The sequence below is a fragment of the Microbacterium sp. ER1 genome, assembly GCF_023383675.1.
In the GTDB taxonomy this organism is placed as follows: Bacteria; Actinomycetota; Actinomycetes; order Actinomycetales; family Microbacteriaceae; genus Microbacterium.
Map to the genome: position 1 here is coordinate 96462 of NZ_QCXO01000135.1, position 26552 is coordinate 123013.

A 26552-nucleotide genomic window follows, 5' to 3' on the forward strand; every position below is an offset into this window, starting at 1 on the left:
GAAGAGGGCGAGGGATCCGCGGATCCCTCGCCCTCTTCGCGTCGGCGGACCCGGTCAGGCGCGGTCGTCGAGGCGGATCAGCTGCAGCAGGCCCTCGCCCGCGGGCGAGACCGTGGCCAGCACCGCCGAGGATTCCTGCGTCTCCTGGACGAGCGATCGATAGGCGGAGGTGACGTCGTCGCGCTGAACGGGGTCGGCGACCCGGCCCCCGGCGAGGATGCGCGGCACGAGCACCAGGCCGCCGGTGCGGGCGAGGCGGAGACCGTGCGAGACGTACTCGATGACGTTCTCGGGGTCGGCGTCGACGAGGACGATGTCGTACGACGCCTCGTTCATGCGGGGGAGCACGTCGATCGCGCGGCCGGCGATGAACCGCGCGCGGGTGGCGGGCACCTTCGCGTCCGCGAACGCCTGACGGGCGGCGGCGAGGTGCTCGGGCTCGTTGTCGATCGAGGTCAGCACCGCGTTCGGGGCCCCGCGCAGCAGCCAGAGTCCGGAGACGCCGGCGCCGGTGCCGATCTCGACGATGGAGCGCGCCGTTCCGGCGGCGGCGAGCACGGCGATCTGCGAGCCGACGACCGCGCTGATCGGGGCCGCTCCCAGCTCCACGGCGTGGGCGCGAGCGCGGGCGATGGTCTCCGGCTCGACGATGGACTCGCGAAGGAAGCGCGCGTTGGCGTCGTGCTCGCTCATGACCTGCCTCTCCCTGCGTGCATGGCTGATGTGTCCAGGGTATTCGCTCACCGCGCGCAGAGCCCGCAGGCGCGGCGGTAGCCTGGTCACATGACGTTCGGCCTCACCTTCGAGAAGCTGCTGCTCATCGGCCTGATCGCGGTGCTGATCATCGGCCCCGAGCGTCTGCCGCGTGCCGCGGAGGCCTTCGCGAGCATCGTGCGCAGGGCCGGCGAGTACATCCGCGACACGAAGTCCCGTGTGCGCGAGGAGATGGGACCGGAACTCGACGACGTGGACTGGCGCAAGCTCGACCCGCGCCAGTACGACCCCCGGCGGATCATCCGCGACGCCCTCCTCGAGGAGCCGGAGCCCGCGACCCCCGCGCAGGCGACGGCGACGATCGCCGAGCCGGTGACCCCGCGCACCGCGCCGCCGACCTTCAGCGCGGAGGACCGCCCGCCGTTCGACAGCGAGGCGACCTGAGCCGTCCGGTCAGGAGATCCGCGTCCGCAGGGTCGCCAGCTCCTCGTCGCTGAAGAGCGAGCGCGGGATGGCGGTGGCGACGGAGGCGTCGCGCACCTTGAAGATCACGGCGTCCCGTCCGACGCGGAGACTCTGGAACGTGGCGTAGGGGATCTCGGAACGACGACGATCGCTTCCCAGCTGCAGCCGATCCTCTTCGAGTGCGACCCACACGACGCTCTCCACCGGCATCGCGGCCCGCACGGCGCGCCGGGCGCTCGAGGTGGTCAGGAGCACCGCGTAGGCGCCCAGTCCCACCGTGACCACGGGCATCCAGGCGACGATCGCGCTGACCTCGGCTCCCGTGGAGAGGAGGTCGTTGAGGGTGAAGACGGAGAGGACGAGTCCCGCCGCCAGCGCGACCCACATCACGATCGCGACGGGACGGGTGAGCGCGTAGACGGCCGCGTCGCGCGCCATCCTCCGCAGCAGTCCCTCATCCACGGTCACGGAGCGGTGCGGCATCCGTCCATCCTCCCACGCGTGCTCATCCGATCGACATGGGCAGCGAGCGGCCGGACAGGCCCCGGCCCCGTCGGGCGAGGGCGGCGGCCATCGTGCGGATCGCCTGCGCGGCGGCGTCGTCCGGCGCCGCGGTGACGACCGGGACGCCCTCGTCCCCGCCCTGGCGGAGCGCCGGGCTGAGCGGGATCGAGGCGAGCAGGGGGACCGGCGCGTCGGGCGCGGACAGGGCCTCCGCGACCGCCGCTCCGCCGCCCGCACCGAACAGGTCGACGACGGTACCGTCGGGGAGGGTATACGCGGACATGTTCTCGATCACGCCGATCACGCGCTGACCGGTCTGACGGGCGACGAGTCCGCTGCGGATGGCCACGTCGGAGGCCGCCGCCTGCGGCGTGGTGACCACGAGCACCTCGGCGTGGGGGAGGAGCTGCCCGATCGAGATGGCGATGTCCCCGGTGCCGGGCGGCATGTCGATGAGCAGGACGTCGAGATCGCCGAAGAAGACGTCGGTGAGGAACTGCGAGACCGTGCGGTGCAGCATCGGTCCGCGCCAGGCCACGACGGACTCCCCGTCGCGCAGGAACATCCCGATCGAGATGGTCTTCACCCCGTGGGCCACCGGCGGCAGCATGAGGTCGTCGATGCGCGTCGGCTGCGTGCCGGCCGGGATGCCGAGCAGACCGGGGATCGAGAAGCCGTGCACGTCCGCATCCACCAGGCCGACAGTGAGGCCCTGGTCGGCGAGGGCGACGGCGAGGTTCGCGGTGACCGTCGACTTCCCGACGCCGCCCTTGCCGCTGGAGACGAGGATGACGCGGGTGAGGGAGTCCGGCCCGAACGGCATGCTCCGCGCCGGACGACCCGCGCGGAGCCGTTCGGTGAGCGCCGTGCGCTCGGCCGGGGTCATCACGCCCACCTCGACCTCGACGCCCGTCACCCCGGGGACCGTGGCGGCGGCGTCGCGCACGTCGCGCTCGATGCGGTCGGCGGCGGGGCACCCCACGATCGTCAGCACGATGCCCACGTGCGCCACGCCGTCTTCGACCGTGATGTCGCGCACCATGTCGAGGTCGCCGATCGGCCGCCGCAGCTCGGGGTCGGTCACCGCCGCCACCGCGGCTCTGACGCTCTCGGCCGCGGTCATGAGACGGTGCCGCCTGCGGGCTTCTCCTCGGCGTCGCCCAGCTCGGCCAGCAGGGCGCGGAGCTCCTGCCGCAGCACGTCGCGGGTGACCACCTGCGCGTTGCGCTCCTCCAGCGACATCCGCAGCGCGACGATCTCGCGGGCGAGGTACTCGGTGTCGGCGAGGTTGCGCTCGGCGCGCTGCCGGTCCTGCTCGATCTGCACGCGGTCGCGGTCGTCCTGGCGGTTCTGCGCGAGGAGGATCAGCGGTGCGGCGTACGAGGCCTGCAGCGACAGCATGAGGGTGAGCGCGGTGAAGCCCAGCGCGGCGTCGTCGAAGCGCACCTCGCGGGGCATCAGCGTGTTCCAGCCGATCCAGAGGATGCAGAAGAGGCTGAGGATGACGAGGAACGCCGGCGTGCCCATGGCACGGGCGACCCATTCCGTGAAGCGTCCGAAGCGGTCGCGCGAGGTCGACCGGGGGCGGGTGCTCGTCCGTCCTGGCGCGTCGAGGCGGGCGGCCCGCTCCTTGCGTGCCATCAGCGCGCCTCCGTCACGGGCGGGGCGACGTCGTCGCTGTCGTGCGTGCGCCAGTCGTCCGGCAACAGGTAGTCGAGGACGTCGTCGATGCTGATCGCGCCGACGAGGCGGTGGGCCGCGTCGATCACGGGCAGGGAGACGAGGTCGTAGCTGGCGAGCATGCGGGCGACCTCGGCGGCGGAGGCGGTGACGGGCACCGGCTCGAGGCTGTCGTCGAGGATGGCGCCGAGCCGCTCGTGCGGCGGATAGCGCAGCATCCGCTGGAAGTGCACGAGGCCGAGCAGCCGCCCGGTCGGCGTCTCGAACGGTGGGAGCGTCACGAACACCGCTGCCGCCAGGGCCGGGTGCAGCTCGTGGCGGCGGATGAGCGCCAGGGCCTCGGCGACCGTGGCGTCGGCGGACAGGATGATCGGCTCCGGGGTCATCAGACCGCCGGCCGTGTCGGGACCGTAGCGCAGCAGCATCCGCACGTCTTCCGCCTTCTCCGGCTCCATCCGCTGGAGCAGCTCCTCCAGCTGGGTGGGCGGAAGCTGGGCGAGGAGGTCGGCGGCGTCGTCCGGCTCCATCTGATCGAGGATGTCGGCCGCGCGCTCCTCGCCGAGGCGGTCGAGGATGTGCACCTGCTCGTCCTCCGGCATCTCCTCGAGGGCGTCGGCGAGGCGATCGTCGGAGAGCTCCTCCGCGACCTCGATCATCCGCTGCTGCGGGAGGTCGAGGAGCGTGTTGGCGAGATCCGCGGCGTGCAGCTCGGAGTACGAGGCGACGAGCTGCTCGGCGGACTGCGACTCGCCCGGTGCGTGCTCCTCGGTGACCTCGCTCCAGGCCGCGAACGTCGTCGGGCCCTTGGCGAACGGCGACGCGCCGGTCTTCGGGCGGCGCAGGAAGAGCTGACTGATCGCCCACTCGCCGAGACGGTTCGGCTCGATCGCCACGTCCTCGATCACCGCGGTGCCGCTGCCGTCGGTCAGACTCACCCGCCGGCCCAGCATTTCGGCGAGGACGCGCACCTCGCCGGCGCGGGGAGAGAAGCGCCGCACGTTGATGAGGCCGGTGGTGATGACCTGCCCGGACCGGATCGACGTGACCCGGCCGATCGAGAGGAACACATGGCGCCGGCCGGGGATCTCCACGACCAGTCCGATCACGCGCGGGGCCGCGGTACTTCGATACACGACGACGACGTCCCGGACCTTGCCGAGCCGGTCGCCGACGGGATCGAAGACGGCGCACCCTGCCAGGCGCGCGGCGAAAACCCGTTGTGTGCTCACCCGACCAGCGTAGCCCGCGGCGTGCCGGGGCGGCTGTCGGGGCGGTCGCTCGGCCGGCCGCGAGGCACGACGTGGAAGAATAGCCGGATGAGCATGCTGAATCGCCCCGCGAGCGGCACGGACACCGGTGAGATCGTCGCCTCCATGCGCGACTACGAGAGCGCGCAGAAGGCGGTGTCGAAGCTGATCGCCGGAGAGGTCCCTGCGCGCGACATCGCGATCGTCGGGCAGAGCGTGCGGACGGTCGAGCGGGTGACCGGACGGCTCGGCTACGCCGCGGCCGCGCGCTCGGGCGCGATCAACGGGGTGCTCATCGGCCTCTTCCTGTCGGCGATCCTCGTCCTGGGCAACCCCGAGGTGCCGATCCAGCTGTTCGTCGGCTTCGTCCTCATCGGCGTCGCGGTGGGCATGCTGCTGAGCCTCATCACCTACGCCATCGTGCGTCGCCGCCGTGACTTCGCGAGTGTGACGCAGTTCGCCGCGGATCACTACGAGGTGACCGTGCAGCCCGGGTCGCTGGCGAAGGCGCGGCAGGTCCTCGGCGCGCAGCGGGTCGCCCCCGTGCGTCCTCCGGTGAACCTGGACGAGCCGCCGAAGTACGGCGAGCGGATCCCGCAGGGCGCTCCTGCTCCGGCTCCTGAACCCGCTCCTGAGCCCGGCCCGGCCCCTGAGCCTGCTCCGGCCCCTGAACCGGCTCCTGAGCCCGGCCCGGCTCCTGAGCCCGCTCCCGCTCCTGAGCCCGGTCTTCCGCCGCGGCCCGCCGACCCGGAGACCGGCACCCCCGGATCCGTGCGGTGACCCCGGAGCCCTCCGCCGTCCGGATCGAGGTCGCCCTGCCCGCCGGCGCGACCCCGGTATCCGCCGACTGGATGCCGGGCACCCGCGATGACGTCGTGCTGATCGCCCACGGGGCCGGGGCGGGGAAGGATCACCCCTTCCTCGTCGGCTTCGACCTGGCCCTCGCCGCACTCGGCTACTCGACGCTGCGTTTCTCCTTCCCGTACGCCGAGCAGGGGCGCCGCATGCCCGGTCCCGCCGCCCACGCGGTCGCGACGTGGGAGGCCGCGGTCGCCGAAGCCCGTGCACGGGCGCCGCATGCGGCCGTGTGGGCGACCGGGAAGTCCTACGGCGGGCGCATGGCGTCCCTGGCCGTCGCAGAGGGGCTCGTCGTGGACGGCCTCGTCTACCTCGGCTACCCGCTCCACCCGCCGGGGCGTCCGGACAAGCCGCGGATCGCCCATCTCCCCTCGATCACCGTCCCGCAGCTCTTCGTGGAGGGCACCGCGGACCCGTTCATCCAGCCGATCGCCCAGCTCGAGGAGGCCGTCGCGTCCTGTCACGACGCGCGGGTGCACTGGGTCGAGGGTGGCGGCCACTCCTTCGAGGTGAAGGGCCGGCGGCGGCCGCCGGCGGACGTCGCCGCGGACCTGGCGCCCGTGGTCGACGCCTTCGTCAGCACGCTGCGGGGGTGAGGAGCGCGGCCGCGGCCCCACTCCCTCCCGTCGTCAGCCCTGCAGTCGCGCCATCCAGGCTTCGACCTCGTCGGCCGTGCGCGGGATGTCCGCGGAGAGGTTGACCGGGCCGTCCTCGGTCATCAGGATGTCGTCCTCGATCCGGACGCCGATGCCGCGCAGCTCGGCGGGTACCGTGAGGTCGTCGATCTGGAAGTACAGCCCCGGCTCGATCGTGAAGACCATGCCCGGCGTGAGGATGCCGTCGTAGTACATCTCGCGGCGCGCCTGCGCGCAGTCGTGCACGTCGATGCCGAGGTGGTGCGACGTGCCGTGCACCATGTAGCGCCGGTGCTGGCCGCCCTTGTCCGCGTCCAGGGCCTCCTCGGCGGTGACCGGGAGCAGGCCCCACTCCGCGGTGCGCTCGGCGATCACGGCCATCGCCGCGGCGTGCACGTCACGGAAGCGGACACCGACCTTCGCCGCCGCGAAAGCCGCGTCGGCGGCCTCGCGCACGGTCTCGTAGACGCGGCGCTGCACGTCCGTGAACGTCCCGGACACCGGCAGCGTGCGGGTGATGTCAGCGGTGTAGAGGCTGTCCGCCTCCACGCCCGCGTCGACGAGGATGAGGTCTCCCGGCACGACCGTGCCGTCGTTGCGCGTCCAGTGCAGGTAGCACGCGTGCGGCCCGGACGCGGCGATCGTGTCGTAGCCCTCGCCGTTGCCGTCCTCGCGGGCGCGGCGGTGGAAGACGCCCTCGACGACGCGCTCGCCACGGGCGTGCGCGACCGCGGCCGGGAGCTCACGGATGATGTCGTCGAAGCCCTGCGCCGTGATCGCCACGGCCCGGCGCATCTCGGCGATCTCGAAGTCGTCCTTGATGAGGCGCAGCTCGGAGACGAAACGCGTGAGGGCCTCGTCCTCGTCGAGGACGAGCTCGCCGTCGACCGGGGCGAACTCGTGCAGGTGCGCCGTGGCCACCTGCAGGTCGGCGGCGACGCCGGCCAGCGACGGGCGCGGGCCGATCCAGAACTCGCCGACGGTAGCGTCGGCGTAGAACTCGGTCGTGGTGCGGTCGGCGCGCTCGCGGAAGTACAGGGTGATGTCGTGTCCGTCGGACGTCGGCTCGAAGACGAGCACCGAGTCCGGCTCCGCGTCGGAGGCCCAGCCGGTGAGGTGCGCGAAGGCGGAGTGCGCGCGGAAGACGTAGTCGGTGTCGTTGCTGCGCTGCTTGAGCGAGCCGGCGGGGATCACGAGGCGCTTGCCCGGGAACGCGGCCGAGACGGCGGCGCGGCGGCGCTCGGCGTACGTAGCCTGGGCGCGCGGCGCGGGCAGCGTCTCCGGACGCTCGGCCCAGCCGGCGGAGATGGTGTCGAGGAAGCCCTGCGGGAAGGGCTGCTTGCGGTTGGTCGAGCTGTTCTCGACGGGGGCTTCGACGGTCTCGTCAGCGATCGTGTCGTTTTCTCCGGTGCTCATCCGTCCAGTCTCTCACCTGGAGGCCCCCGGCGTGATCAGCCGGCCGGCTCGAGCTGCACGATGAGGGCGCGATGGTCGCTGCCCCCGGCGTCGTCGAGCACGGCGGATCCCGTGGGGCGCCAGTTGGCCGACGCCATCACGTGGTCGATGGGGGCGCCGGCGAGGGCGGGGAACGAGCTCGGCCAGGTGCCGGACATCCCGTTGCCGGTCCGGGAGGCGACGTCGCGGCAGTACCCGATGTCGCCGCCGTCGATGCCGAGGGAGGCCATGTGATCCACGGTCGCGTTGAAGTCGCCGGCGAGAATGAAGTCACCTGCGGGGCACTGGTCGGCGATCCACTGCAGGTCGCTCTGCCACTGCTGCATCTCCTCCATGCGCGGCGCGACGGCATGCACGGCGACGATCGTGGGGCCATCGCCGTCGATGGGCATGAGCACGGCGCTGGGCACGGATCCGGTGTTGTTGCTCCCGTCCTTCGACGACTCGATGACGGAGTACTCGCCGAGCTCCGGAGCCACGAGCACGGTGGTCTGCCACGACTGCGGACCGTCCTCCACGTCCGGGCGGAACTGCACGTGGTGCACCCACATGGGATGCCCCTGCTCGCGCAGCATGAGCGCGATCCGCTCGCCGACCTCCTCGGTGGTCTCGGGCAGCGCCACCACGTCGGCCTCCTGCTCCAGGATCTCCCGGGCGATCTGCTCGGCGGAGACGGCCTCACCCGCCGTGTTCCAGGTGAGCACCCGCAGGCTCGTGTCGGTCCGCTCGGGGAGGGCGGCCACGCCGAACCCCCGCGTCGCCCCGATCACGCCGGTCGCGGCGGCACCGAGCAGCGCGACGATCAGGATGGACGCCGCGAAGCCCCGCAACGGCCGGGCGAGCAGGAGCAGCAGCGCCAGCACCGCGATGACCAGGAAGCCGCCGAGCACGAGGCCGCGGGCGGCGACGAGCTGAGCGAACGGGTAGGTCTGCTCGAGGCGGAAGAACTGCGGCCACACGACGACCGCCGTCGCGATCGCGAACAGGACGGTCAGCAGGATCCCCAGGAGTCGAAACATCCCGTCCAGCCTAGAAGCGCCGCCTGTGAAGTCCCTGCCTCAGGACCGGCTCGTCGCCGCGATCGGTGTCCGGGATTCCGCGCCACGCGCGTCGGCGCTCGGTACGCTCGGAGGATGCCCGTTCCGCCCGCCGGTCCCGCCGACCTGCACCTGCATTCCAACCACTCCGACGGCACCGAGGCGCCCGCCGAGGTCATGAGACAGGCGCATCGGCACGGGGTGCGGACCGCGGCGCTCACGGATCACGACCGCACCACCGGCTGGGCGGAGGCCGGCGACGCCGCCGTCGCCCTGGGTATGACCTTCCTTCCGGGCATGGAGCTCTCCGCCAAGCACGAATGGCGCAGCGTGCACGTGCTCGGCTACCTCTTCGATCCGGAGGATGCGGCGCTGCGGGCCGAGACCGACCGGATCCGGAACGACCGGATCGGGCGCGCGGAGCGCATCGTCCGCAACATCGGCCGCGACTACGACCTGCACTGGGACGACGTCCTCGCCCAGACCACGCTCGACGCGACGGTCGGCCGTCCCCACATCGCCGATGCCCTGGTGGCCCGCGGCATCGTGCGCGATCGGGGGGAGGCCTTCGACGGCATCCTGCACCCGCGGGAGGGCTACTACGAGCCCCACTACGCGCCGGACCCGCTGACCGCCGTGAGACTGCTCACCGAGGCGGGAGGCGTGGCGATCATCGCGCATCCCGTGACGGCGGGCCGTGATCGGATGATGCCGACGCCGTACATCGAGCGGCTGCTCGACGCGGGGCTGGCCGGGTTCGAGGTGGACCATCGAGAGAACACGGCCGCCGGCAAGCGGCTCCTTCGCGAGCTGGCGGAACGACACGACCTCATCGTCACCGGGTCCAGCGACTACCACGGCACGGGCAAGCCCAACGTGCCGGGGGAGAACACCACCACGGAGGCCATGGTGGCCCGCATCATCGACCGCGCCACGGGCACCCCGCCGCGGCGTCCCTGAGCCCGGCGGACTGTCGGCGGTCTCCCGGCGTTCTGTCGACCCCGACCGCTACGGTCCGAGGCATGCAACGTGCCACCTCCCTGGAGCGCCGCGTCGATGCGGCCGCCCGCCGTCTCCTCCGCGCGGTGCCGACGACGGGCTTCCGCGCCGGACTCGCCGAGTTCGTCGTGTTCGTGCTCAAGCAGGCGTGGGCGTGCGTGTTCGGCGCGGCGCTCCTAGTGGTGATCATCGCGGCCCGCCTCTGGTATCCCGACGACGCGGCGCTCGCCCGCAACGACGCCCTGACGATCGCGGCCGTCCTGATCCAGGTGGCGATGCTCGTGTTCCGGCTGGAGAGCGGACGGGAGCTCTGGGTGATCGTGCTCTTCCACATCACGGGGACCGCGATGGAGCTGTTCAAGACCGACGTCGGCTCCTGGGCGTACGCCGCGGACGGCATCCTGCGCATCGGCGGCGTCCCGCTGTTCAGCGGCTTCATGTATGCCGCGGTCGGCTCGTACATGGTGCGGGTGTACCGGCTGTTCGACCTCGGGTTCACCCGCTATCCGCGGCGGTGGATGACGGCCGTGCTGGCCGCGGCGATCTACATCAACTTCTTCACCCACCACTGGTGGTGGGACGCGCGGTGGGTGCTCCTCGTCGCCGTGGTCGTGCTCTGGCTGCCTACGATCCTGCACGCGCGCGTGTGGCGTCGCACCATCCGCCTGCCGCTCCTGGTCGTGTTCGCCGGCGTCGCGGTGTTCATCTACCTCGCCGAGAACATCGGCACGTGGGCGGGCGCCTGGGCCTACCCGGACCAGGCGGAGGGATGGCAGCCGGTGTCGCTGAGCAAGCTCAGCTCCTGGTTCCTGCTGATGATCATCTCGGTCGTGCTCGTCGCCTGGGTCTACCCGCCGCAGGTGCCGGCCGCGCTCCTGCAGAACGAGGGGCGCCGCACGGAAGACCGTGCGGCGCCCCTCGGACGACGATGATGCGGATCAGGCGCCCGTGACGGGTGCCGCTCCGGTGCCGGAGCCGCCGCGACGACGGCGGCGGCGACGCGCGGGAGCGGGCTTGCCGTCGTGGTGCTCCTTGCCGGCGCCGTCGTGCGTGCCGGCGCCCTCGGCGCCCCGGTCGGCGGCCTGCGCGGTCGAGCCCTCGGCGGACCCGCCCTCGGTCGCCCCTTCGGCGAAGGTCGAGCCGACGGGCGTGGAACCCGTGCGGCGGCGGCGACGGCGACGCGTGCCGCCCTCCGCGGTCCCTTCGGCGGCGGCGTCGGCGGCGCGCTCCGGGCGGCGGGAGCGCTCGGTCTTGACCGCCTCCTTCTTCGGCGCGCTCACGAGCCGGCCCTTCGTCCCCTCGGGGATGTCGAGGTCGGTGTAGAGGTGCGGGCTCGAGGAGTAGGTCTCGATGGGCTCGGGCTGGCCGAACTCGAGGGCGCGGTTGATGAGGGCCCACTTGTGCAGGTCCTCCCAGTCGACGAACGTGACGGCGATGCCGGTCTTCCCCGCGCGGCCGGTGCGTCCGGCGCGGTGCAGGTACGTCTTCTCCTCGTCGGGGATCGTGTGGTTGATGACGTGCGTGACGTCGTCCACGTCGATACCGCGCGCGGCCACATCCGTCGCCACGAGCACGTCCTTCTTGCCGGCCTTGAACGCGGCCATGGAGCGTTCACGCTGGTCCTGGCCCATGTCGCCGTGCACGCCGCCCACGTTGAAGCCGCGGTCGGTGAGCTCGTCGACGAGGCGCTGGGCCGCGCGCTTGGTCCGCGTGAAGATCACGGTCTTGCCGCGCCCCTCGGCCTGCAGGATGCGCGCGATGACCTCGTCCTTGTCGAGCGAGTGCGCGCGGTAGACGAGGTGCTTGATGTTCGCCTGCGTCAGACCCTCGTCCGGGTCGTTCGCGCGGATGTGGATGGGGTTGGTCATGAACCGCCGCGCGAGCGCGACGATCGGGCCGGGCATGGTCGCGGAGAACAGCTGGGTGTGCCGCACCGCCGGCACCTTCTGGAAGATCTTCTCGATGTCGGCGAGGAAGCCGAGATCGAGCATCTTGTCGGCCTCGTCGAGCACGACCTCGGTCGCGTTCGAGAGATCGAGCAGGCGCTGGCCGGCGAGGTCGATGAGACGACCCGGCGTGCCGACGACGATCTGCGCGCCGGCCTTGAGCTGGTCGATCTGCCCCTCGTAGGCCTTGCCGCCGTAGATGGCGACGACGCTCGTGGAGCGGTTGCTCGTGAGGAGGTCGATGTCCTCGTAGACCTGCACCGCGAGCTCGCGGGTCGGGACGACGATGAGGGCCTTGACGCCCGGCTCCGGGTCCTTCCCGAGTCGCTGCACGACCGGGATGCCGAAGCCGAAGGTCTTGCCGGTACCGGTCTTGGCCTGCCCGATGATGTCCTGGCCGGGGAGGCCGAGGGGGATGGTCTGCTCCTGGATGGGGAAGGCATCGACGATGCCCTTCGCTGCCAGTGCGTCGACGATGTCCTGGTCGATGCCGAGTTCGGCGAAACTTGTCACTGTGTTCAGATGCCTGTCCGGCGACCTCGCGATCGCCTCGTAAACGGAGCCACGCCGTCTCGTGTGCCACAGGCGCGGGGCCCCGCTCCGACGGCGGGGACACGCCCAGCCTACCGGAGGGGCGGCTCCGGACAGGGAGGACGCCGTCGCCCGAGTATTGTGAACGACGTGGCCGACTCGGGAGGAACACCTCGTGGTTAAGTGGTTCTGGCAGCGCGATGCCGCGCCGCGACGCACGCTGGCGCTGCGCAGCCGCGGCGAGCAGAGCGATGCGACGCGTGTCGACTTCGCGGAGCTGGCGCCCGAGCTCGACCGGTTCCTCGGCCAGGCGGCCTACCTCCAGCTCGGCTACTTCGAGACGCTGACGCGGCTCATCCGCGCGACTCCCGAGCTGTCCGAGAAGGAGTCGCTGTCCCGGGCCGCCGGTGCCGCGCTCACCAAGCACCGGGGCATCGTCGACATCATCGCGGCACGCGGCCAGGACCCGACGCAGCTCATGCTCCCGTTCCGCGAGCACCTGGACGCGTTCCGGCGCAAGACCATCGGGGCGCGCCCGCGCGAGACCCTGCTCGCGGTCTACATCACGGCGGGCATGCTCGACGACTTCTACCTCGCGCTCGCCTCGAGCTACGGCGAGACGGGGCGGCGGGTCGCCGAGATCCTGCGCGAGGATGATGCGCGCCACGAGATCGTCGCGATCATCCAGGAGACGATCGAGAGCGACGAGGAGTGGCGCTCGCTGCTGTCCATGTGGGCACGGCGCCTCGTGGGGGACACGATCCTCGTCTGCCGTGCGGCCCTGCGGCCGGAGCTCCTCGCCGTGGAGGAGGCCCGGATCGAGCCGGTGTACACCGAGCTCATGGGAGCGCACGCCCGCCGCATGGATGCGATGGGACTCGCGTCGTAGCTCAGATCCCGAGCGCGGCCTTCGTCTGCGCGTCACCGCGTCGACGTGCCGCGGTGAGTGCCCCGGTCGCCAGGGCCGCGACCACCACCGCGCCGAGGATGCTCGCGAGCCACAGCCAGACGCTGTCCTCGCCCACGCCGGCCCATTGCAGGCTTGTGTAGGCGATCGCCGAGACGGCCGTCGCGATCGCCGGGGCGAGGGCGACGCCCCGCAGCTCGCGACCGCCGATCAGGAAGTGCGCGGCGATCCCGAGCGCGCAGGCGCCGACGAGGGCGAGGAGGATGTACATGCGCGAGTCAGGCGACGAAGCCCACGCGACGCGACTCCTCGGTGCCCAGCTCGATGTAGGCGAGGTTCGCGGTCGGCACGATGTAGGAGTTGCCCTTCACATCGGCGAAGCTCAGGTGCGAGGCGCTCTGCTCGAGTGCCGCGGAGACCTGGGTGCGGACCTCGTCCGCCGTGGCAGCGGTGTCGAAGCTCAGCTCGCGGCCGGTGTTGATGATGCCGATGCGGATTTCCACGGGTGCTCCTTGCAGGTCGTCGGACTCGCCCAACTCTATCGCGCAGCCGGCGGCGGAGACCGGTGACGGGAGCCGTTTCGCCCTGAGCGCACAACCCGCGAGCAGCCCCGCCCTCGACGCCGATGTCCGCGCCTCCCGATAGCGTGGAGGGATGATGTCGGATGCCGCGCAGCGAGCTGTGATCACGGCGCCGCCGACCGCGTCCGGCGTCGTGATCGGCGCCCCCGGCACGGGTAAGACGCGCACGCTCGTCGACCGGGTCGTGCAGCTCCTCGAGGTCGAGGGGCTGCGTCCGGAGGAGGTGCTGGCGCTCACCCCGAGCCGGCAGGCGGCCACCGCGCTGCGCGACCGGATCGGCGTGCGCATCGGCCAGGCGACGCCAGGGCCACTGGCACGCTCGCTCGGGTCGTTCGCGTTCCAGCTGGTCCGCGGGGCGATGGTCCGCGAAGGCGCCGAGCCGCCGGCGCTGCTCACCGGCGCCGACCAGGATCGCATCATCGCCGAACTGCTGGCCGGAGATGCCGAGGACGCCCGCATCTCCTGGCCTCCGGCGCTCAGCGAGCCGGTCCGCGCCTCGAAGGGCTTCCGCTCCGAGCTGCGCGCCTTCCTCGCGGAATGCACGGAGCTGGGGGCGAGCCCGGCGGAGCTGCGCGCCACGGGCGACGCGGTGTGGACAGCGGCCGCCGACTTCGTGGAGGAGTACCGCGCGGTGCTCGACGCCCTGCGGGCCGCGCACCGTGACACCGCCGACCTCCTCAGCGAGGCGGCGGGGATCCTCCGCACAGCCGACGGCGCCACCCTCGGGCCGCTCGCACCCCTGCGGGTGGTGCTCATCGACGACGCCCAGGAGCTCACGCGCGGCGGGATCGGCGTGGTGCGCGCGCTCCGGGAGCGGGGCGTCGCGGTGCAGGCGTTCGGCGATCCCGACATCTCCTCCGGTGCCTTCCGCGGTGCCAGTCCCGAGCTGTTCGCGCAGCTCACCGGCGCGCTCGGCACCGTGCACGTGCTCGACGGCGCGCACCGGCAGCGCCCCCTGCTGACCGCGCTGACGCGCACGGTGACGCAGGCGATCGGGGCGTCAGGACGGGTCGAGCACCGGCGGGCGCCGGCGCCCGCGGCGGAGGACGACGAAGCCGAGGTGTCGACCTTCCTCGCCCCGTCGCCCTACGAGGAGTTCGACCGCATCGCCGGGGTCATGCGCGACTGGCATCTCCGCGCCGGGATCCCGTGGGAGCGGATGGCGGTCATCGCCCATGACACCCGTCAGGTCACAGCCCTCGAGACCGAGCTCGCCGCGCGCGAGATCCCGACGAGGGCCGCCGGTGTGCAGCGCCCGCTCGGCAGCGAGGGGATCGTGCGCGACATCGTCGGCATCGTCCGGCTCGCGCTGACCCCGGACGACGAGCGCACGGTGCAGGCCTGGGAGGAGGCGCTGCGCACACCGTTCGGCGGCATGGATGCGATCGCGCTGCGGCGGCTGCGCGCGCGGCTCCGCCACCTCGAGCTCGGGCAGGGCGGGTCGACCCCGGCGCGCGAGCTGCTGCGCGCGGCGATGTCGGCGCCGGCCACCCTGACGCTCATCGATGCGCCCGAGTCGCGGACCGCCGAGCGCTTCGCCGAGACGGTCGCCGGCGTCGCCCGTGCGGCAGCGGAGGGCGAGACGATCCACGACCTCCTGTGGCGCATCTGGGAGCAGGCCAGGGCCGTCGACGGGCGGCGGCTGCACGTCGCGTGGCGGGAGATCTCGCTGCTGCCCACCGGCGCCGAGACGGCGCGGTCGCTCGACGCCCTCGTGGCCCTCTTCGACGCGGCCAAGCGCTTCGTCGAGCGCACCCCGAACGAGCGTCCCGAGGTGTTCGTGCGCGACATCCTCGACAGCGAGGTGCCGGAGGACACGCTGTCGTCGCCCGAGCGGCCGGGCACGGTGACGCTGCTCACGCCGGCCACAGCGCTCGGCACGGAGTTCGACGCCGTGGTCGTCGCCGGGGTGCAGGACGGCGTGTGGCCCAACGTGCGGCTGCGGGGCGGGCTGCTCCAGACCTGGCGGCTCGCCGACGCGCTGATCGCGGCGCGCTCTGGCCTGCCGGCGGAGGTGCCCGGCGTGCTCGACCGGCGTCGCGCCGCTCTGCACGACGAGCTGCGCCTGTTCGTGCGGGCGCTCTCCCGGGCGCGCCATCGACTGCTCATCACCGCCGTGGACGACGACGACCTGTCGCCCAGCGCGTTCTTCGGATTCCTGCCGCCGCCGGAGCCGCCGGAGCGCCATGCCTCGGCGGAACACCCCCTCACGCTGCGCGGGCTCGTCGCGCGGCACCGTCGCGTGCTCACCACGGCCCCCGCCGAGCAGGCGCGGCGCGAGGCCGCCGCCCAGCTCGCCGTCCTGGCCAGGGAGGGGGTGCCCGGTGCGCATCCGCACGACTGGTACGGAGTGACGGCGCCGTCGACCGCGGCACCGCTCCGCGATCTCGCCGCGAACGGCGCACGGGTGTCGCCCTCGGCCGTGGAGTCGTATGAGGAGTGCGGTCTCAACTGGGTCGTCTCGGCCCTCGGGGGCGATACGGTCATGCCGCCGACGGCCGGTATCGGCACGATCGTCCACGAGGCGATGGAGCGCGTACCGGACGGCGATCTCGCGCGCATGCGGGAGATCGTCGAGGAGCACTGGCCGGAACTCGACTTCGAGACGGCGTGGATCGGACGCAAGGAGCGCCGCCGCGCCGACCTGTTCGTCGACCGGCTGCACAGCTACCTCGGCGAGGTGAGGAGAGACGGCGGGCGCGTCCTCGGCAGCGAGGTGGAGTTCCGGTTCGCCGTCGACGTGTCCGGTGCGACCGCCGAGCCCACGGTGCACCCGGTGGGAGAGGACCGCGGGCACCGTGCCATCGTGCACGGCTACATCGACCGGGTCGAGGCGTACCCGCCCGGTACCGGCGAACACGGCCCGGCGCGCGGCCGCGGCTGGCAGACGATGGCCGGCGGGCCGGAGGGGACCACGGTGGTCGTCGACCTCAAGACCGGGAAGACCGATCCGGAGTCGGACGGCGGCGTCGTCCAGCACGCCCAGCTCGCGGCGTATCAGATCGCGGTGCAGGAGGGTCTCGTGCCCGGCGCCGCGCCGGGCTCGCTCGGGGGCGCGCGGCTCGTCATCGTCTCGAAGACGCTGGCCAAGAGCGACTACCGCGTCGCGCATCAGCATGCTCTGGACGCCGAGGCCCGATCGCAGTTCCTGCGCCGGGTCGCGGAGGTCGCCCGCGGAATGTCGGCGGCGAGCTTCACGGCTCAGGTCGAGGCGCACTGCGCCGACACCCAGCGCCGGGTGCATCCGTGCCGCATCCACACCGTCCCGGCGGTGAGCGCATGACCGCAGGACCCGCGGACGCCGTGCTCTCGGCGACCGATATCGCCGCCGCGCTCGGACTCCCGACCCCGACGCCCGCCCAGCAGCAGGTGATCGAGGCCCCGCTCGAGCCCGCCCTCGTCGTCGCCGGAGCCGGCAGCGGCAAGACGGAGACCATGTCGGCCCGGGTCGTCTGGCTCGTCGCGAACGGGCTCGTCCGCCGGGACGAGGTCCTCGGACTCACGTTCACGCGCAAGGCGGCGGGGGAGCTGGCGGAGCGCATCGGCGCCCGCCTCGCCGTCGTCGACGAGTACGGGCGGCGGGGTCTGCTCCCGCACCTCCCGGAGATCGTCGCCGGAGGAGCGCTGCGCCGGGTGGCGGACGCCGCGCCGGGGCGCCAGCGGGAGCTCGTCCGCGCGCAGGTCCTCGACGACCTCGCCCGGCAGCACGGCACGGGCGGAGAGCCGGCGGTCCGCACCGCCGACGACCTCCTCATCCGCCCGCGCGTGTCGACCTACAACGCCTTCGCGGACGGCATCGTCCGCGAGCACGCCGCCCGCATCGGCCGGGATCCGGATGTGGCGATGCTGAGCCAAGCGGCCTCCTGGATGCTGGCGCGGGAGGTCGTGCTCCGCAGCGACCTGCCGGAACTGGAGGAGGTCGACTACGCCCTGGGGACGGTCATCGACGCCGTGCAGCGGCTCGCCGGCGAGGCCCTCGACCACCGCGTCGACCTCGCGGAGGCGGAGCGCCTCGCCGCGGCGCAGGCCGCGGCGTTCGAGCCCTACCGCTCCCACGCCGACGTCGAGAAGGCGGCGGTCAACCTGCGTACCCTCTCGACCCTGACCCGCCTCGTGCGGGACTACATCGCCGAGAAGGATCGCCGCGGCGTGCTCGACTTCGCCGACCAGGTCTCCGGCGCGTACGACATCGTCGAGTCCGCGCCGGACGTCCGCGCCGAGCTGCGCGAGCAGCACCGCGTGGTGCTGCTCGACGAGTATCAGGACACCTCCGTGATCCAGACGCGCTTCCTCGCGGAGCTGTTCCGCGATACGGCCGTCATGGCCGTCGGCGATCCGCACCAGTCGATCTACGGCTGGCGCGGGGCCAGCGCCGACAACCTGTATGCGTTCCCCCGGTCGTTCTCGAGTGCAGGCGGCGTGCGCACCTACAGCCTCATGACGAGCTGGCGCAACGACCGGAGGATCCTCGACGTCGCCAACCGGGTGCTTGAACCTCTGCAGCGCCCCGGGCTCGATGTCCCGCCGCTGGAGCCGCGGCCGGGCGCGGGGGAGGGCACGGTCGCCGTGCGCTACCCCTTCACCGTCGACGACGAGGCCGCCGAGGTCGCGGCCTGGTTCGCCGAACGCCGCGCCGCCCACGACGCGACCTCGGCCTCCCCGCACACCGGCGCCATCCTGTTCCGGTCCAAGCGCCACATGCAGACCTTCGCCGGCGCGCTCGCCGCGCGGGGCATCCCGCACCGCATCCTCGGCCTGGGCGGCCTGCTCGCCACGCCCGAGGTCGTCGACGTCGTATCGACCCTGCGGGTGGTGCACGATCCGACGGCGGGCTCGGCGCTGATCCGGCTCCTCACCGGCCCGCGCTTCGGCGTCGGGGTGGCGGACATGGCGGCGCTCTACGAGCTGGGGCGCGCACTCGCGGAGCGCGACACCGCCCTCATGCCCCTGCCCGAGGAGGTCAGGGTGCGGCTCCGCTCCTCCCGCGGTGCCGACGAGGCCGTCTCCATCGTGGACGCGGTCGACATCGTGCGCGCGGTCCGGGACGACTACCGCCTGCTCGAGGGGATCACGCCGGAGGGACGCGCCCGGATCCGCGCGGCAGGGGAGATGCTGGAGCGTCTGCGTCGCGCGTCGTCCCAGCCCATCCCGGAGCTCATCCGGCTCATCGAGCTGGAGCTGCGGCTGGACATCGAGCTCGCCGCCAACGAGACCCGAGGTCCCGCGCGCGTCGCAGCGACCCAGCTGCGGGCGTTCGCCGACGAGGTGCGCGCGTTCCTCGCCGCCGACGAGCGCGGCACGATCGGCAGTCTGCTGGCCTGGCTCGACAAGGCCGAGAGCACCGACGAGCTGATGCCGCGCCCGGAGCCGCCGGAGCCCGGCGTCGTGCAGCTCCTCACGATCCACGGGTCGAAGGGCTTGGAGTGGGACGCGGTCGCCGTCGTGCGCCTCGTGGTCGACGAGCTGCCGGGACGCGTGTCCGACACCTCCGGCTGGTTCGGCTTCGGCGTCGTTCCCTTCGCGCTGCGCGGAGACCGGGATGCGCTCCCGCGCTTCGTCTGGGATCCGGAGGAGGCGATGGCGGGGGAGACCGACCCCGGCACGCGGCAGAAGCGCGCCCAGGCGTCGCTGTCGGGCGGTGTGACGAAGGCGAATCCGCACGGTGGCGCGCTCAGGCGCTTCAAGGACGCCTACCGGGAGTATCAGCGCCAGGAGGAGCGTCGCCTCGCCTATGTGGCGATCACCCGCGCCAAGAGCGATCTGCTGCTCAGCGGAGCCCACTGGGCGGGCCAGAAGGCGCCGCGCACACCGAGCCCGTACCTCCTCGAGGCCATCGACGTCCTCGGCCTCGACGAGATCCCGCCGGTCGATCCCGACGAGAACCCGTACGACGGTCCCGGCGCCACGCTCCACTGGCCGCTCGATCCCCTCGGCGGGAGGCGCGCCGTAGTGACCGCCGCGGCCGCGCTCGTCGAGGAGGCCCTGCACGACGACGCCGCCGTTCCGACGGAGGAGCTGCGCCGGCTCCTCGACGAGCGGGCTGCCCGCCAGCGCGGAACGGACGCGGAGGCTCCCACCCGCGTGCCCGCCTCCCGGTTCAAGGACTACGTCACGGATTACACCGGCACCCTGTCCTCGCTCGTGCGTCCGATGCCGGAGCGTCCGTACCGCCAGACCCGTCTGGGGACCCTGTTCCACGCGTGGGTGGAGCAGCGCTCCGAGCTCGTCGGCGTCGGGACCCGGGTCGATGAGGCGCTGTGGGAGATCGACGAGGACGAGCCCGAGGGCGACAGCGTACCGGGCGCTCCGGGGTCAGGGGCAGCGGCGGATGCCGCCGACCTCGCGGCGCTGCAGGAGACCTTCGAGCGGAGCGAGTGGGGGCCGCTGCAGCCCCTCGCCGTGGAGATCGAGATCGACTTCGCGCTGGGCGCCGGCCTTCCGGGGACGGGTGCCGGCGCCGCGGACGCGCACATCGTGATCTGCAAGCTGGATGCGGTGTATCGACGCGCCGACCGCGGCGGACGGATCGAGATCGTGGACTGGAAGACCGGGCGCGCGCCGCGGACGCCGCAGGAGCGCGAGGAGCGCATGCTGCAGCTCGCCCTCTATCGGCTCGCGTACCACCGGCGGTTCGGTGTCCCGCTGGAGGAGATCGACGTGGCGCTGTACTACGTGGCCGACGACCTCGTCATCCGCGGGGATCGCGTCTACTCGGAGGAGGAGCTCTTCCAGCGCTGGAGCGCTGCCCGCGCCGCGCGCTGAGCCTCCTCGGAGTCGTCGTCGGCTGCGGGGGAGGACGAGGGGGCGGAGTGCTCAGCTCGTCCGCTCCCGCGCGTCTCGGCGAACGCCTGGGCGACGCCGGAGAGGTCTTCGGTCTCGATGCTCGCCACCGCGGCGCGGCGTTCCGCGTCCGGCTGCGACGGTGCCTCCGCGGGCTTCTCCGCGTCCGTCGACGCCGCCGCCGGGGCGTCGCGGTCGGCGTCGTCCGCCTCCGCCGCCCAGAGTTCTTCGGGGTTGTAGGCGTCGGTCTGCATCGAGGTGTCCACCTCGGGGGCGGCCGCCACCGGCACGCGGTCGAGCGCGTCCATGGCGGAGTCCACGTCCGAGCGTCGGTCGCCGGGCACGCCGAGGTCGTCATGGCGGAGGCCGTCGGCGAGAGCCTCGAGCAGCGCCGCAGCGTCCTCCACGATGTCCTCGCGCCGCAGCGCGTCGCCGTGGACGAGCCAGCGCGCGAACTCCAGCTCGGCGAGCAGACGCGCGCGGACCTCGAGCCCGGCATCGGGAGTGCGGTCCATGGCACGGGCGTAGGCGCCGTGCACGTCGGCCGCCGCGTCGGGAGCCGCGGACAGCCAGGAGAGATCGAGTGCCGGATCGCCGACCGCGAGACCGTGCCAGCCGATCACGCCGGTGACCTCGGGGCCGCGCTCGGGGTGGTCGTCGAAGAGGAAGGACGTCGCCTGCGCGCCGCCGAGCACGACGGTCGACTCGAAGCGCCAGAGGTCGTCGTCGGCGACGGCGTCCCGCCACCGCACGGTGAGGCGGGCAGGGACACGTCCGGTGGCGGCCGCGGTGTCGACGAGGCGCTCCAGCTCGGCGCGGCTCTCCTCGGCGCTGCGCATCACGAGCCCGGCGCCGCGGACGACCGACGTCGGCAGCCCGTGCACGGCGGCGATCGCGGCTCCCATGGATTCCGCCGCGCCGCGTCCGGCGGGCACCATCGACGCCTCGATCTGGAAGCCGGGGAGCAGCTCGGTCACGAGCGCACGCCCTTCGCCCACCCTGGTCTCGCCGATGTAGCTGGGGGCGCGGAACGGCAGCATGGCACGCGCACCGTCGGTGAGGGCGCGCAGCGCCAGGGCCTCCGCCGCCAGCTCCCGCGCCGCGTCATCATCGTCAGCCACGCGGATCGCGAGTTCCCGGCCGTCGGCGAGCGAGGCGACGGCGGAGTCGAAGCGCCCGTCGCCGTCCGCGGTGAGCGCCCGGGTGCCCGTGACCTCCGCGCCGGGAAGTGCGGCCGTCACCGCCGCGGCTAGAGTGAATGGAGAGCGTCCCATGCCCCCAGGGTAGGTCGGCTCAGGGGCGGTCCCGCCTCCGCCACGCCCGTGAAAGGGGGAGTCGATGAGCATTCCGCGCCCGTTCTTCGACCGCGCCGCCGAACTCCGCGAGGAGGAGGGCGTGCTCGACCGTCTGCGCGACGACACGGGCTCGCGCGTCGTCGTCGTCCGGGAGGGACGTGTGCGCGTGGCGGCCTCCGCGCTGCTGCGCGTCTCGCCGGACGAGGTCGCGGACGGGACATGGGCGCTGCTCGGCCGGGATGCCGACGGCGCGGCGCTCCTGCTCGCCGCGCTGCCGCCGGAGACCGATGCCCTCGACACCGCGCCCGACGAGATCTGGCTCGGACTCCGCGACCTCGGCGGGCGCCTGGACGCGGGGGAGTCCGAGGTCCTGGTCGCCGCCGTCGCCCTGGCCGGCTGGCTCCGCGACGCCCCGTTCTGCCCCACCTGCGGCGGAGGGACGGAGCTGCGCAACGCGGGCTGGTCTCGACGGTGCCTGGTGTGCGGGCGCGAGCACTTCCCGCGGACCGATCCCGCCGTGATCGTCGCCGTCGAGAGCGCGGACGGCGAGCGGCTGCTGCTCGGCGCCAACGCCAACTGGGGCGGACGCATGTACTCCTGCTTCGCGGGTTTCACCGAGGCGGGCGAGTCCCTCGAAGCCACCGTGCACCGGGAGATCGAGGAGGAGTCCGGCGTGCGGCTGTCGGCCCTCCGCTACGTCTCGTCGCAGCCGTGGCCGTTCCCGCGGTCGCTCATGGTCGGCTTCCGGGCGGTCGTCGAGGACGACGCGGCGGCGCGCCCGGACGGCGAGGAGATCATCGACGTCCGGTGGTTCACGCGGACGGAGATCGGCTCCGCGCTCGCGGGGAACGGTCCGGTCGGACTCCCGGGGCCGGCCTCGATCGCGCGGGCCCTCATCGTCAACTGGTTCGAGGAGCGCCCGTGAGCGCACTCGATGCCCTCGACGAGCGGCAGCGAGCGGCGGCCTCGGTCCTGCGGGGCCCGGTGGCGGTGCTCGCGGGGGCCGGGACGGGCAAGACCAGGGTCATCACGCATCGCATCGCGCACGGGGTGGACACGGGTGCCTACTCGCCGTCGCGCGTGATGGCGGTCACGTTCACCGCGAAGGCCGCCGGCGAGCTCCGCGGCCGCCTCCGTGCGCTCGGGGTCGAGGGCGTCGCCGCCCGCACCTTCCACGCGGCGGCCCTCGCACAGCTCAACTTCTTCTGGCCCACCCTGGCCGGTGCGCCCGCGCCGTCGATCATCGACAACAAGGTGCGCCTGCTGGGCCAGGCCGCCGATGCCATCCGCCTGCGTCCGAGTACGGCGACCCTGCGCGACATCGCCGCGGAGATCGAGTGGCGGAAGGTCTCGATGATCTCGATCGACCGGTACGCCGAGCTCGGTCGCCCGATCAGCGGGATCGACCCCACGCAGCTCGTGGAGCTGATGCGCGGCTATGAGGCGCTCAAGGACGAGCGTCATCAACTCGACTTCGAGGACGTGCTGCTCGCCTGCGCGGGGATGCTGGAGACCGAGCCCCGGGTCGCGGCCGCCGTCCACGAGCAGTACCGGCACTTCACCGTCGACGAGTTCCAGGACGTGTCGCCGCTCCAGAACCGGCTCCTGGAGCTCTGGCTGGGCGATCGGCACGACATCTGCGTGGTCGGCGACGCCAGCCAGACGATCTACTCGTTCGCCGGGGCGGAGCAGCGCTTCCTGCTCGAGTTCGAGCGGCGGCACCCCGACGCGACCGTCATCCGTCTCGAGACGAACTACCGGTCCCAGGCCCCCATCCTGACGGCGGCGAACGCCTTGATGCACGGCAGGCCCGGCGCGCTGGAGCTGGTCCCGGCCCGGGAGCAGTTCACGGCGGAGCCGCCGACGGTCACCGCGTACGACACGGAGGCCGAGGAGGCCGCGGGCATCGCCGCCGGCGTCGCGGCACGGATCGCCGGGGGCGCGTCCCCGGCGGAGATCGCCGTGCTGTATCGCGCCCATGCGCAGTCCGCGGTGCTCCAGCAGGCGCTCGCCGCCGAGGGCATCGCCACCTCGGTGCTCGGCGGCACGCGGTTCTTCGCCATGCCGGAGGTGCGCCAGGCGATCCTCGCGCTCCGTGCGGCGGCGGTGGCGCCGACCGAGCACGGATTCCTGCCCGGGGTGCGACGGGTGCTGCGCGAGCTGGGACTCACCGAGGAGCCTCCGGCGGCCGGGGGAGCCCAGCGCGACGGGTGGGAGGCGCGGCGTGCCATCCTCCGTCTCGCGGAGGAGGCGGGGCCGGAGACGACTCTGCGGTCCTTCAGCGACGAGCTCATGGCCCGCGCGAAGGATCAGCACGAGCCGACGATGCGGACGGTGACGCTGTCGACGCTGCATGCCGCGAAGGGCCTGGAGTGGCCGCACGTGTACCTGGCCGGATGGGCGGAGGGGTCTCTGCCCATCTCCTACGCCACGACGTTCGAGGCCGTCGATGAGGAACGGCGTCTGGCCTACGTCGGGGTCACGCGGGCTGCGCGCACGCTGGAGCTGTCGTGGGCACGGACGGCGGGGCGCGGCGAGCGGGCGCCGTCGCGGTTCCTGGCGGAGATGGGCACGACGGCGCGCGGCACAGGCATTCTGCGCGAAACCGCACCGAACGCCACGCGATCCCGCCGTCCGCGCTGACCCTGGCGATGCGCGCCGGGTCGGCCGCGCGCAGCAGATGCGCGGCGACGGCTCCGGCGGCGGCCACCCTGGCGAGCGTGAGGCGTCCGGGGTCGCGGCGGACGAGCTGACCGTGCAGGAGCGGCCAGGCCGGATCGCGAGCGGTGTCCTCGGCGTCCCGGCAGCTCAGACACGGCGTGACCCCGGGGATCACGAGCGGCCCCACGGTGATGCGCGCGGGCTCGACCGCGACGGGCAGGTGCGGGTGGTCGGCGCGCAGCATCGGGGCGAACTGCACGGCGGCCGCCGCGCCGGGGACGAGGACGACGGCGACCGCCGTCGACCCCCGCTCCTCGGCCGTCGCGAGCGGCACGCCCTCGTCCTCGAGCGTCTCGCACAGCCGCCCCTCCGCGCGCGTGTCGGTGAGGCCGAGCGCGGAGACGCGGGCGGCGCGCGGCGGAGAGGGCTCGTCCTGCAGCGCGGGTTCGACGACGGCCAGCAGCCGGCGCGCCTCGGACCACGGTGCACCCGCGCGGTGCGCGATGACGTCGAACGCGCTGCGCCGGAATCCTCGGCGCATGCGGCTGAGGAGCCGTTCGACCCACGGCGCGGAGGCCGGGACCCGGATGCCAGGGTCGTCGCCGATCTGGAGGGTCGTCCCATCGCGCCAGAGCAGCGGGAACGCGGGATCGAGACGGGTCAGGGTCGTCGGGGTGAGTGGCACCCCTCGATTCTGCGGAGCCGCGCGACGCCGCAGACCGGTTCGAGGGATCGGTGGAGAAATCGGCGGGCTCTGCCCGGTCGGGGAGGGAGAGTGCCCAGCCGCCCTCGATGACCCGGGCTCAGACCGGGCGCTCGCCCTCCGGAGCGTCGTCGTCGCCTTCCTCGCCGCTGCCCTCGGCCGGCGTCTCCCCGGAGAAGTCGTCGCCGTCCAGCAGGCGCGCGAGCGCCTCGTCGAACTCGTCCGCCTCGGGCTGCTCCCCGCGCTCGGCGGCCTGCAGACGTGCGATCAGCGCCGTCGGGTCGTCGATGTCCTCGGCGGTGGGCATGAGGTCGGGGTAGTCCCACAGGGAATCCCGCGCGGCGACGCCGACGGCATCCGTGACCGCGCGCCACATGGCGGACGCCTCGCGGATGCGCCGCGGGCGGAGCTTGAGCCCGACGAGCGCGCCGAGGGCGTCCTCCGCTGGGCCGCCGACCGCGCGACGGCGGCGGGCCGCCTCGGCGATCCTGCCGCCGTCGGGCAGCCGGGTGGTGGCCTCCGCCGTGACCACGTCGACCCAGCCGTCGATGGTCGCGATGAGGTTCTCCAGGCGGGCGAGGGCCTCGCGCTGCGCCTCGGTCTGCGTGGGCAGGAGGGCGCCGCCCTCGATCGCCGCGCGCAGCTCCTCGGGGTTCGAGGGATCGAGGCGGCTCGCCACGTCCTCCAGGGCGTCGACGTCCACCGTCACGCCGCGGGCGAAATCGGTGATCTGCGCCATCACGTGCAGATGCAGCCACTTGGCGTGACGGTACAGGCGGGCGTAGGCGAGCTCGCGGGTGGCGATGTAGAGCGCGATCTGGTCCTCGGGGATCTCGAGTCCCTCACCGAAAGCCGTCAGGTTCTGCGGGATCACGGCGGCCGTGCCCGCCGGCAGCACGGGGATGCCCACGTCGCCGCCGGAGACGACCTCGAGCGAGAGGTTGCCGAGCACCTGCCCGAACTGGGCGGCGAAGACGGAGCCGCCCAGGCCCCGCATCAGGCGTCCCGCACCCTGCACGACACCGCGCATCTCCTCGGGGACCTGGGTGTCGAGCGCGGCCGTCAGGGCGTCGGCGATGCTCGTCGAGACGGGGCCGGCGATCTCCTTCCACACCGGCAGCGTCTTCTCGACCCACTCGCCGCGGGTCATCGCCACCGGGGGAGCGGCGAGTTCGGAGATGGTGGTCACCTCGCCCAGCCACAGGTTCGCCAGAGCGAAGGAGTCGGCGAGGGAGGATCGTGAGCCGTCGGCGATGCCCTGGCCCTCGCGGTTGGCGATGTGCAGGGCCTGCCGGAGCGAGTTCTCCCACGGATCGCCGCCGAAGGCACCTTGGAGCTGCGCCATGATCGTCTGCATCATCGCCGGGTCGAACGTGAAGCCGTCCATCCCCTGGAAGGCGCCGCGGAGCGCCTCGGGGTCGATGTCGCCGCCGCCCTGGTTCGAGAGCATCCGTCGCAGGAACTCCTGGAAGTCCTCCGGGTTCGGTTCGTTGTCTGCCATGTCGCTCGCCCTCTCAGCACGTCTGAAGCCGTGGCATCTACGCTAGTCACAGG

22 protein-coding genes are annotated in these 26552 nt (G+C 73.0%); 10 read left to right on the forward strand and 12 right to left on the reverse strand.

The features are described from left to right. Positions 1–54 precede the first annotated feature (54 nt). Positions 55–693, reverse strand: coding sequence for an O-methyltransferase (locus tag BV453_RS09990; protein ID WP_025102959.1), 639 nt, complete (start codon positions 691–693; stop codon positions 55–57). A gap of 90 nt (positions 694–783) precedes the next feature. Between BV453_RS09990 and BV453_RS09995 the strand changes: the two genes are divergently transcribed. Next, entirely contained in the window at positions 784–1158 is a 375-nt protein-coding gene (locus BV453_RS09995; protein ID WP_249521499.1) for a twin-arginine translocase TatA/TatE family subunit, read from the forward strand. A 9-nt stretch (positions 1159–1167) separates the two neighbouring features. Here BV453_RS09995 and BV453_RS10000 read toward each other — a convergent pair whose 3' ends face one another. From BV453_RS10000 to BV453_RS10015, 4 genes are read right to left on the reverse strand one after another with little or no spacing between them, the layout of a single operon-like run. Further along, on the reverse strand, positions 1168–1662 hold the full coding sequence (locus tag BV453_RS10000) for a YcxB family protein (RefSeq protein ID WP_025102961.1): 495 nt from the start codon (positions 1660–1662) through the stop codon (positions 1168–1170). 22 nt (positions 1663–1684) lie between these two features. Further along, on the reverse strand, positions 1685–2806 hold the full coding sequence (locus BV453_RS10005) for an Mrp/NBP35 family ATP-binding protein (RefSeq protein ID WP_249521500.1): 1122 nt from the start codon (positions 2804–2806) through the stop codon (positions 1685–1687). Then, positions 2803–3324, reverse strand: coding sequence for a DUF1003 domain-containing protein (locus BV453_RS10010; protein WP_060923133.1), 522 nt, complete (start codon positions 3322–3324; stop codon positions 2803–2805). Before BV453_RS10010 ends, BV453_RS10005 begins: the two co-directional genes overlap by 4 nt. Then, on the reverse strand, positions 3324–4592 hold the full coding sequence (locus tag BV453_RS10015) for a magnesium transporter MgtE N-terminal domain-containing protein (protein ID WP_025102964.1): 1269 nt from the start codon (positions 4590–4592) through the stop codon (positions 3324–3326). Before BV453_RS10015 ends, BV453_RS10010 begins: the two co-directional genes overlap by 1 nt. Positions 4593–4679: 87 nt before the next feature. Between BV453_RS10015 and BV453_RS10020 the strand changes: the two genes are divergently transcribed. After that, a complete protein-coding gene (locus BV453_RS10020; RefSeq protein ID WP_025102965.1) occupies positions 4680–5390 on the forward strand; it encodes a general stress protein in 711 nt (236 codons plus the stop codon). Between the two features lie 71 nt (positions 5391–5461). Then, complete coding sequence (locus BV453_RS10025; protein ID WP_249521547.1) at positions 5462–6064, forward strand: alpha/beta family hydrolase; 603 nt, start codon at positions 5462–5464, stop codon at positions 6062–6064. Positions 6065–6097: 33 nt separating this feature from the next. Here BV453_RS10025 and BV453_RS10030 read toward each other — a convergent pair whose 3' ends face one another. Both BV453_RS10030 and BV453_RS10035 read right to left on the reverse strand, forming a co-directional pair. Next, positions 6098–7519, reverse strand: a complete 1422-nt coding sequence (locus tag BV453_RS10030) for an aminopeptidase P family protein (RefSeq protein WP_249521501.1) — start codon at positions 7517–7519, stop codon at positions 6098–6100. A gap of 35 nt (positions 7520–7554) precedes the next feature. Then, a complete protein-coding gene (locus tag BV453_RS10035; RefSeq protein ID WP_025102968.1) occupies positions 7555–8577 on the reverse strand; it encodes an endonuclease/exonuclease/phosphatase family protein in 1023 nt (340 codons plus the stop codon). Between the two features lie 114 nt (positions 8578–8691). Between BV453_RS10035 and BV453_RS10040 the strand changes: the two genes are divergently transcribed. Then, entirely contained in the window at positions 8692–9555 is an 864-nt protein-coding gene (locus tag BV453_RS10040; protein ID WP_249521502.1) for a PHP domain-containing protein, read from the forward strand. Between the two features lie 62 nt (positions 9556–9617). Then, positions 9618–10526 carry a DUF817 domain-containing protein gene (locus BV453_RS10045; RefSeq protein ID WP_249521503.1) on the forward strand — a complete coding sequence of 303 codons (909 nt, stop codon included), beginning with the start codon at positions 9618–9620 and terminating at the stop codon, positions 10524–10526. A gap of 6 nt (positions 10527–10532) precedes the next feature. On the opposite strand, the gene BV453_RS10050 is transcribed toward BV453_RS10045, so the two are convergent. Beyond that, positions 10533–12053, reverse strand: coding sequence for a DEAD/DEAH box helicase (locus BV453_RS10050; RefSeq protein ID WP_249521504.1), 1521 nt, complete (start codon positions 12051–12053; stop codon positions 10533–10535). Positions 12054–12246: 193 nt separating this feature from the next. Between BV453_RS10050 and BV453_RS10055 the strand changes: the two genes are divergently transcribed. Next, positions 12247–12960 (forward strand): ferritin-like fold-containing protein, encoded by a 714-nt coding sequence (locus tag BV453_RS10055; RefSeq protein WP_249521505.1) that lies wholly within the window; start codon positions 12247–12249, stop codon positions 12958–12960. Between the two features lies 1 nt (position 12961). Here BV453_RS10055 and BV453_RS10060 read toward each other — a convergent pair whose 3' ends face one another. Next, entirely contained in the window at positions 12962–13249 is a 288-nt protein-coding gene (locus BV453_RS10060; protein WP_249521506.1) for a hypothetical protein, read from the reverse strand. A gap of 7 nt (positions 13250–13256) precedes the next feature. Next, positions 13257–13481: a DUF3107 domain-containing protein gene (locus tag BV453_RS10065; protein WP_025102974.1), complete on the reverse strand. Its 225-nt coding sequence runs from the start codon at positions 13479–13481 to the stop codon at positions 13257–13259. 151 nt (positions 13482–13632) lie between these two features. Here BV453_RS10065 and BV453_RS10070 point away from each other — a divergent pair, with 151 nt between their 5' ends. Together BV453_RS10070 and BV453_RS10075 are read left to right on the forward strand one after the other, a co-directional pair. Then, positions 13633–16842: an ATP-dependent DNA helicase gene (locus BV453_RS10070; protein WP_249521507.1), complete on the forward strand. Its 3210-nt coding sequence runs from the start codon at positions 13633–13635 to the stop codon at positions 16840–16842. Further along, the gene (locus tag BV453_RS10075) at positions 16839–20321 is read left to right on the forward strand and encodes an ATP-dependent DNA helicase (protein WP_249521508.1); all 3483 of its coding nucleotides are present in this window, start codon (positions 16839–16841) and stop codon (positions 20319–20321) included. The genes BV453_RS10070 and BV453_RS10075 overlap by 4 nt, the downstream gene beginning before the upstream one ends. On the opposite strand, the gene BV453_RS10080 is transcribed toward BV453_RS10075, so the two are convergent. Further along, a complete protein-coding gene (locus BV453_RS10080) occupies positions 20267–21613 on the reverse strand; it encodes a hypothetical protein (RefSeq protein WP_249521509.1) in 1347 nt (448 codons plus the stop codon). The two genes, BV453_RS10075 and BV453_RS10080, sit on opposite strands and share 55 nt — an antisense overlap. A gap of 64 nt (positions 21614–21677) precedes the next feature. Between BV453_RS10080 and nudC the strand changes: the two genes are divergently transcribed. Further along, a complete protein-coding gene (gene nudC, locus BV453_RS10085; protein ID WP_249521510.1) occupies positions 21678–22559 on the forward strand; it encodes an NAD(+) diphosphatase in 882 nt (293 codons plus the stop codon). After that, positions 22556–24277 carry an ATP-dependent helicase gene (locus BV453_RS10090; RefSeq protein ID WP_062633693.1) on the forward strand — a complete coding sequence of 574 codons (1722 nt, stop codon included), beginning with the start codon at positions 22556–22558 and terminating at the stop codon, positions 24275–24277. The genes nudC and BV453_RS10090 overlap by 4 nt, the downstream gene beginning before the upstream one ends. An 821-nt stretch (positions 24278–25098) precedes the next feature. Here the strand turns inward: BV453_RS10090 and BV453_RS10095 are convergent. Continuing rightward, the gene (locus BV453_RS10095) at positions 25099–26499 is read right to left on the reverse strand and encodes a zinc-dependent metalloprotease (RefSeq protein WP_249521511.1); all 1401 of its coding nucleotides are present in this window, start codon (positions 26497–26499) and stop codon (positions 25099–25101) included. Positions 26500–26552 lie beyond the last annotated feature (53 nt).

What these genes read in the sequence shown, in the direction of transcription:
- BV453_RS09990 (WP_025102959.1), bottom strand. Translation starts at nt 693, where the DNA reads ATGAGCGAGCACGACGCCAACGCGCGCTTCCTTCGCGAGTCCATCGTC.
- BV453_RS09995 (WP_249521499.1), top strand. Translation starts at nt 784, where the DNA reads ATGACGTTCGGCCTCACCTTCGAGAAGCTGCTGCTCATCGGCCTGATC.
- BV453_RS10000 (WP_025102961.1), bottom strand. Translation starts at nt 1,662, where the DNA reads ATGCCGCACCGCTCCGTGACCGTGGATGAGGGACTGCTGCGGAGGATG.
- BV453_RS10005 (WP_249521500.1), bottom strand. Translation starts at nt 2,806, where the DNA reads ATGACCGCGGCCGAGAGCGTCAGAGCCGCGGTGGCGGCGGTGACCGAC.
- BV453_RS10010 (WP_060923133.1), bottom strand. Translation starts at nt 3,324, where the DNA reads ATGGCACGCAAGGAGCGGGCCGCCCGCCTCGACGCGCCAGGACGGACG.
- BV453_RS10020 (WP_025102965.1), top strand. Translation starts at nt 4,680, where the DNA reads ATGAGCATGCTGAATCGCCCCGCGAGCGGCACGGACACCGGTGAGATC.
- BV453_RS10025 (WP_249521547.1), top strand. Translation starts at nt 5,462, where the DNA reads ATGCCGGGCACCCGCGATGACGTCGTGCTGATCGCCCACGGGGCCGGG.
- BV453_RS10030 (WP_249521501.1), bottom strand. Translation starts at nt 7,519, where the DNA reads ATGAGCACCGGAGAAAACGACACGATCGCTGACGAGACCGTCGAAGCC.
- BV453_RS10035 (WP_025102968.1), bottom strand. Translation starts at nt 8,577, where the DNA reads ATGTTTCGACTCCTGGGGATCCTGCTGACCGTCCTGTTCGCGATCGCG.
- BV453_RS10040 (WP_249521502.1), top strand. Translation starts at nt 8,692, where the DNA reads ATGCCCGTTCCGCCCGCCGGTCCCGCCGACCTGCACCTGCATTCCAAC.
- BV453_RS10045 (WP_249521503.1), top strand. Translation starts at nt 9,618, where the DNA reads ATGCAACGTGCCACCTCCCTGGAGCGCCGCGTCGATGCGGCCGCCCGC.
- BV453_RS10060 (WP_249521506.1), bottom strand. Translation starts at nt 13,249, where the DNA reads ATGTACATCCTCCTCGCCCTCGTCGGCGCCTGCGCGCTCGGGATCGCC.
- BV453_RS10070 (WP_249521507.1), top strand. Translation starts at nt 13,633, where the DNA reads ATGATGTCGGATGCCGCGCAGCGAGCTGTGATCACGGCGCCGCCGACC.
- BV453_RS10075 (WP_249521508.1), top strand. Translation starts at nt 16,839, where the DNA reads ATGACCGCAGGACCCGCGGACGCCGTGCTCTCGGCGACCGATATCGCC.
- BV453_RS10080 (WP_249521509.1), bottom strand. Translation starts at nt 21,613, where the DNA reads ATGGGACGCTCTCCATTCACTCTAGCCGCGGCGGTGACGGCCGCACTT.
- nudC (WP_249521510.1), top strand. Translation starts at nt 21,678, where the DNA reads ATGAGCATTCCGCGCCCGTTCTTCGACCGCGCCGCCGAACTCCGCGAG.
- BV453_RS10095 (WP_249521511.1), bottom strand. Translation starts at nt 26,499, where the DNA reads ATGGCAGACAACGAACCGAACCCGGAGGACTTCCAGGAGTTCCTGCGA.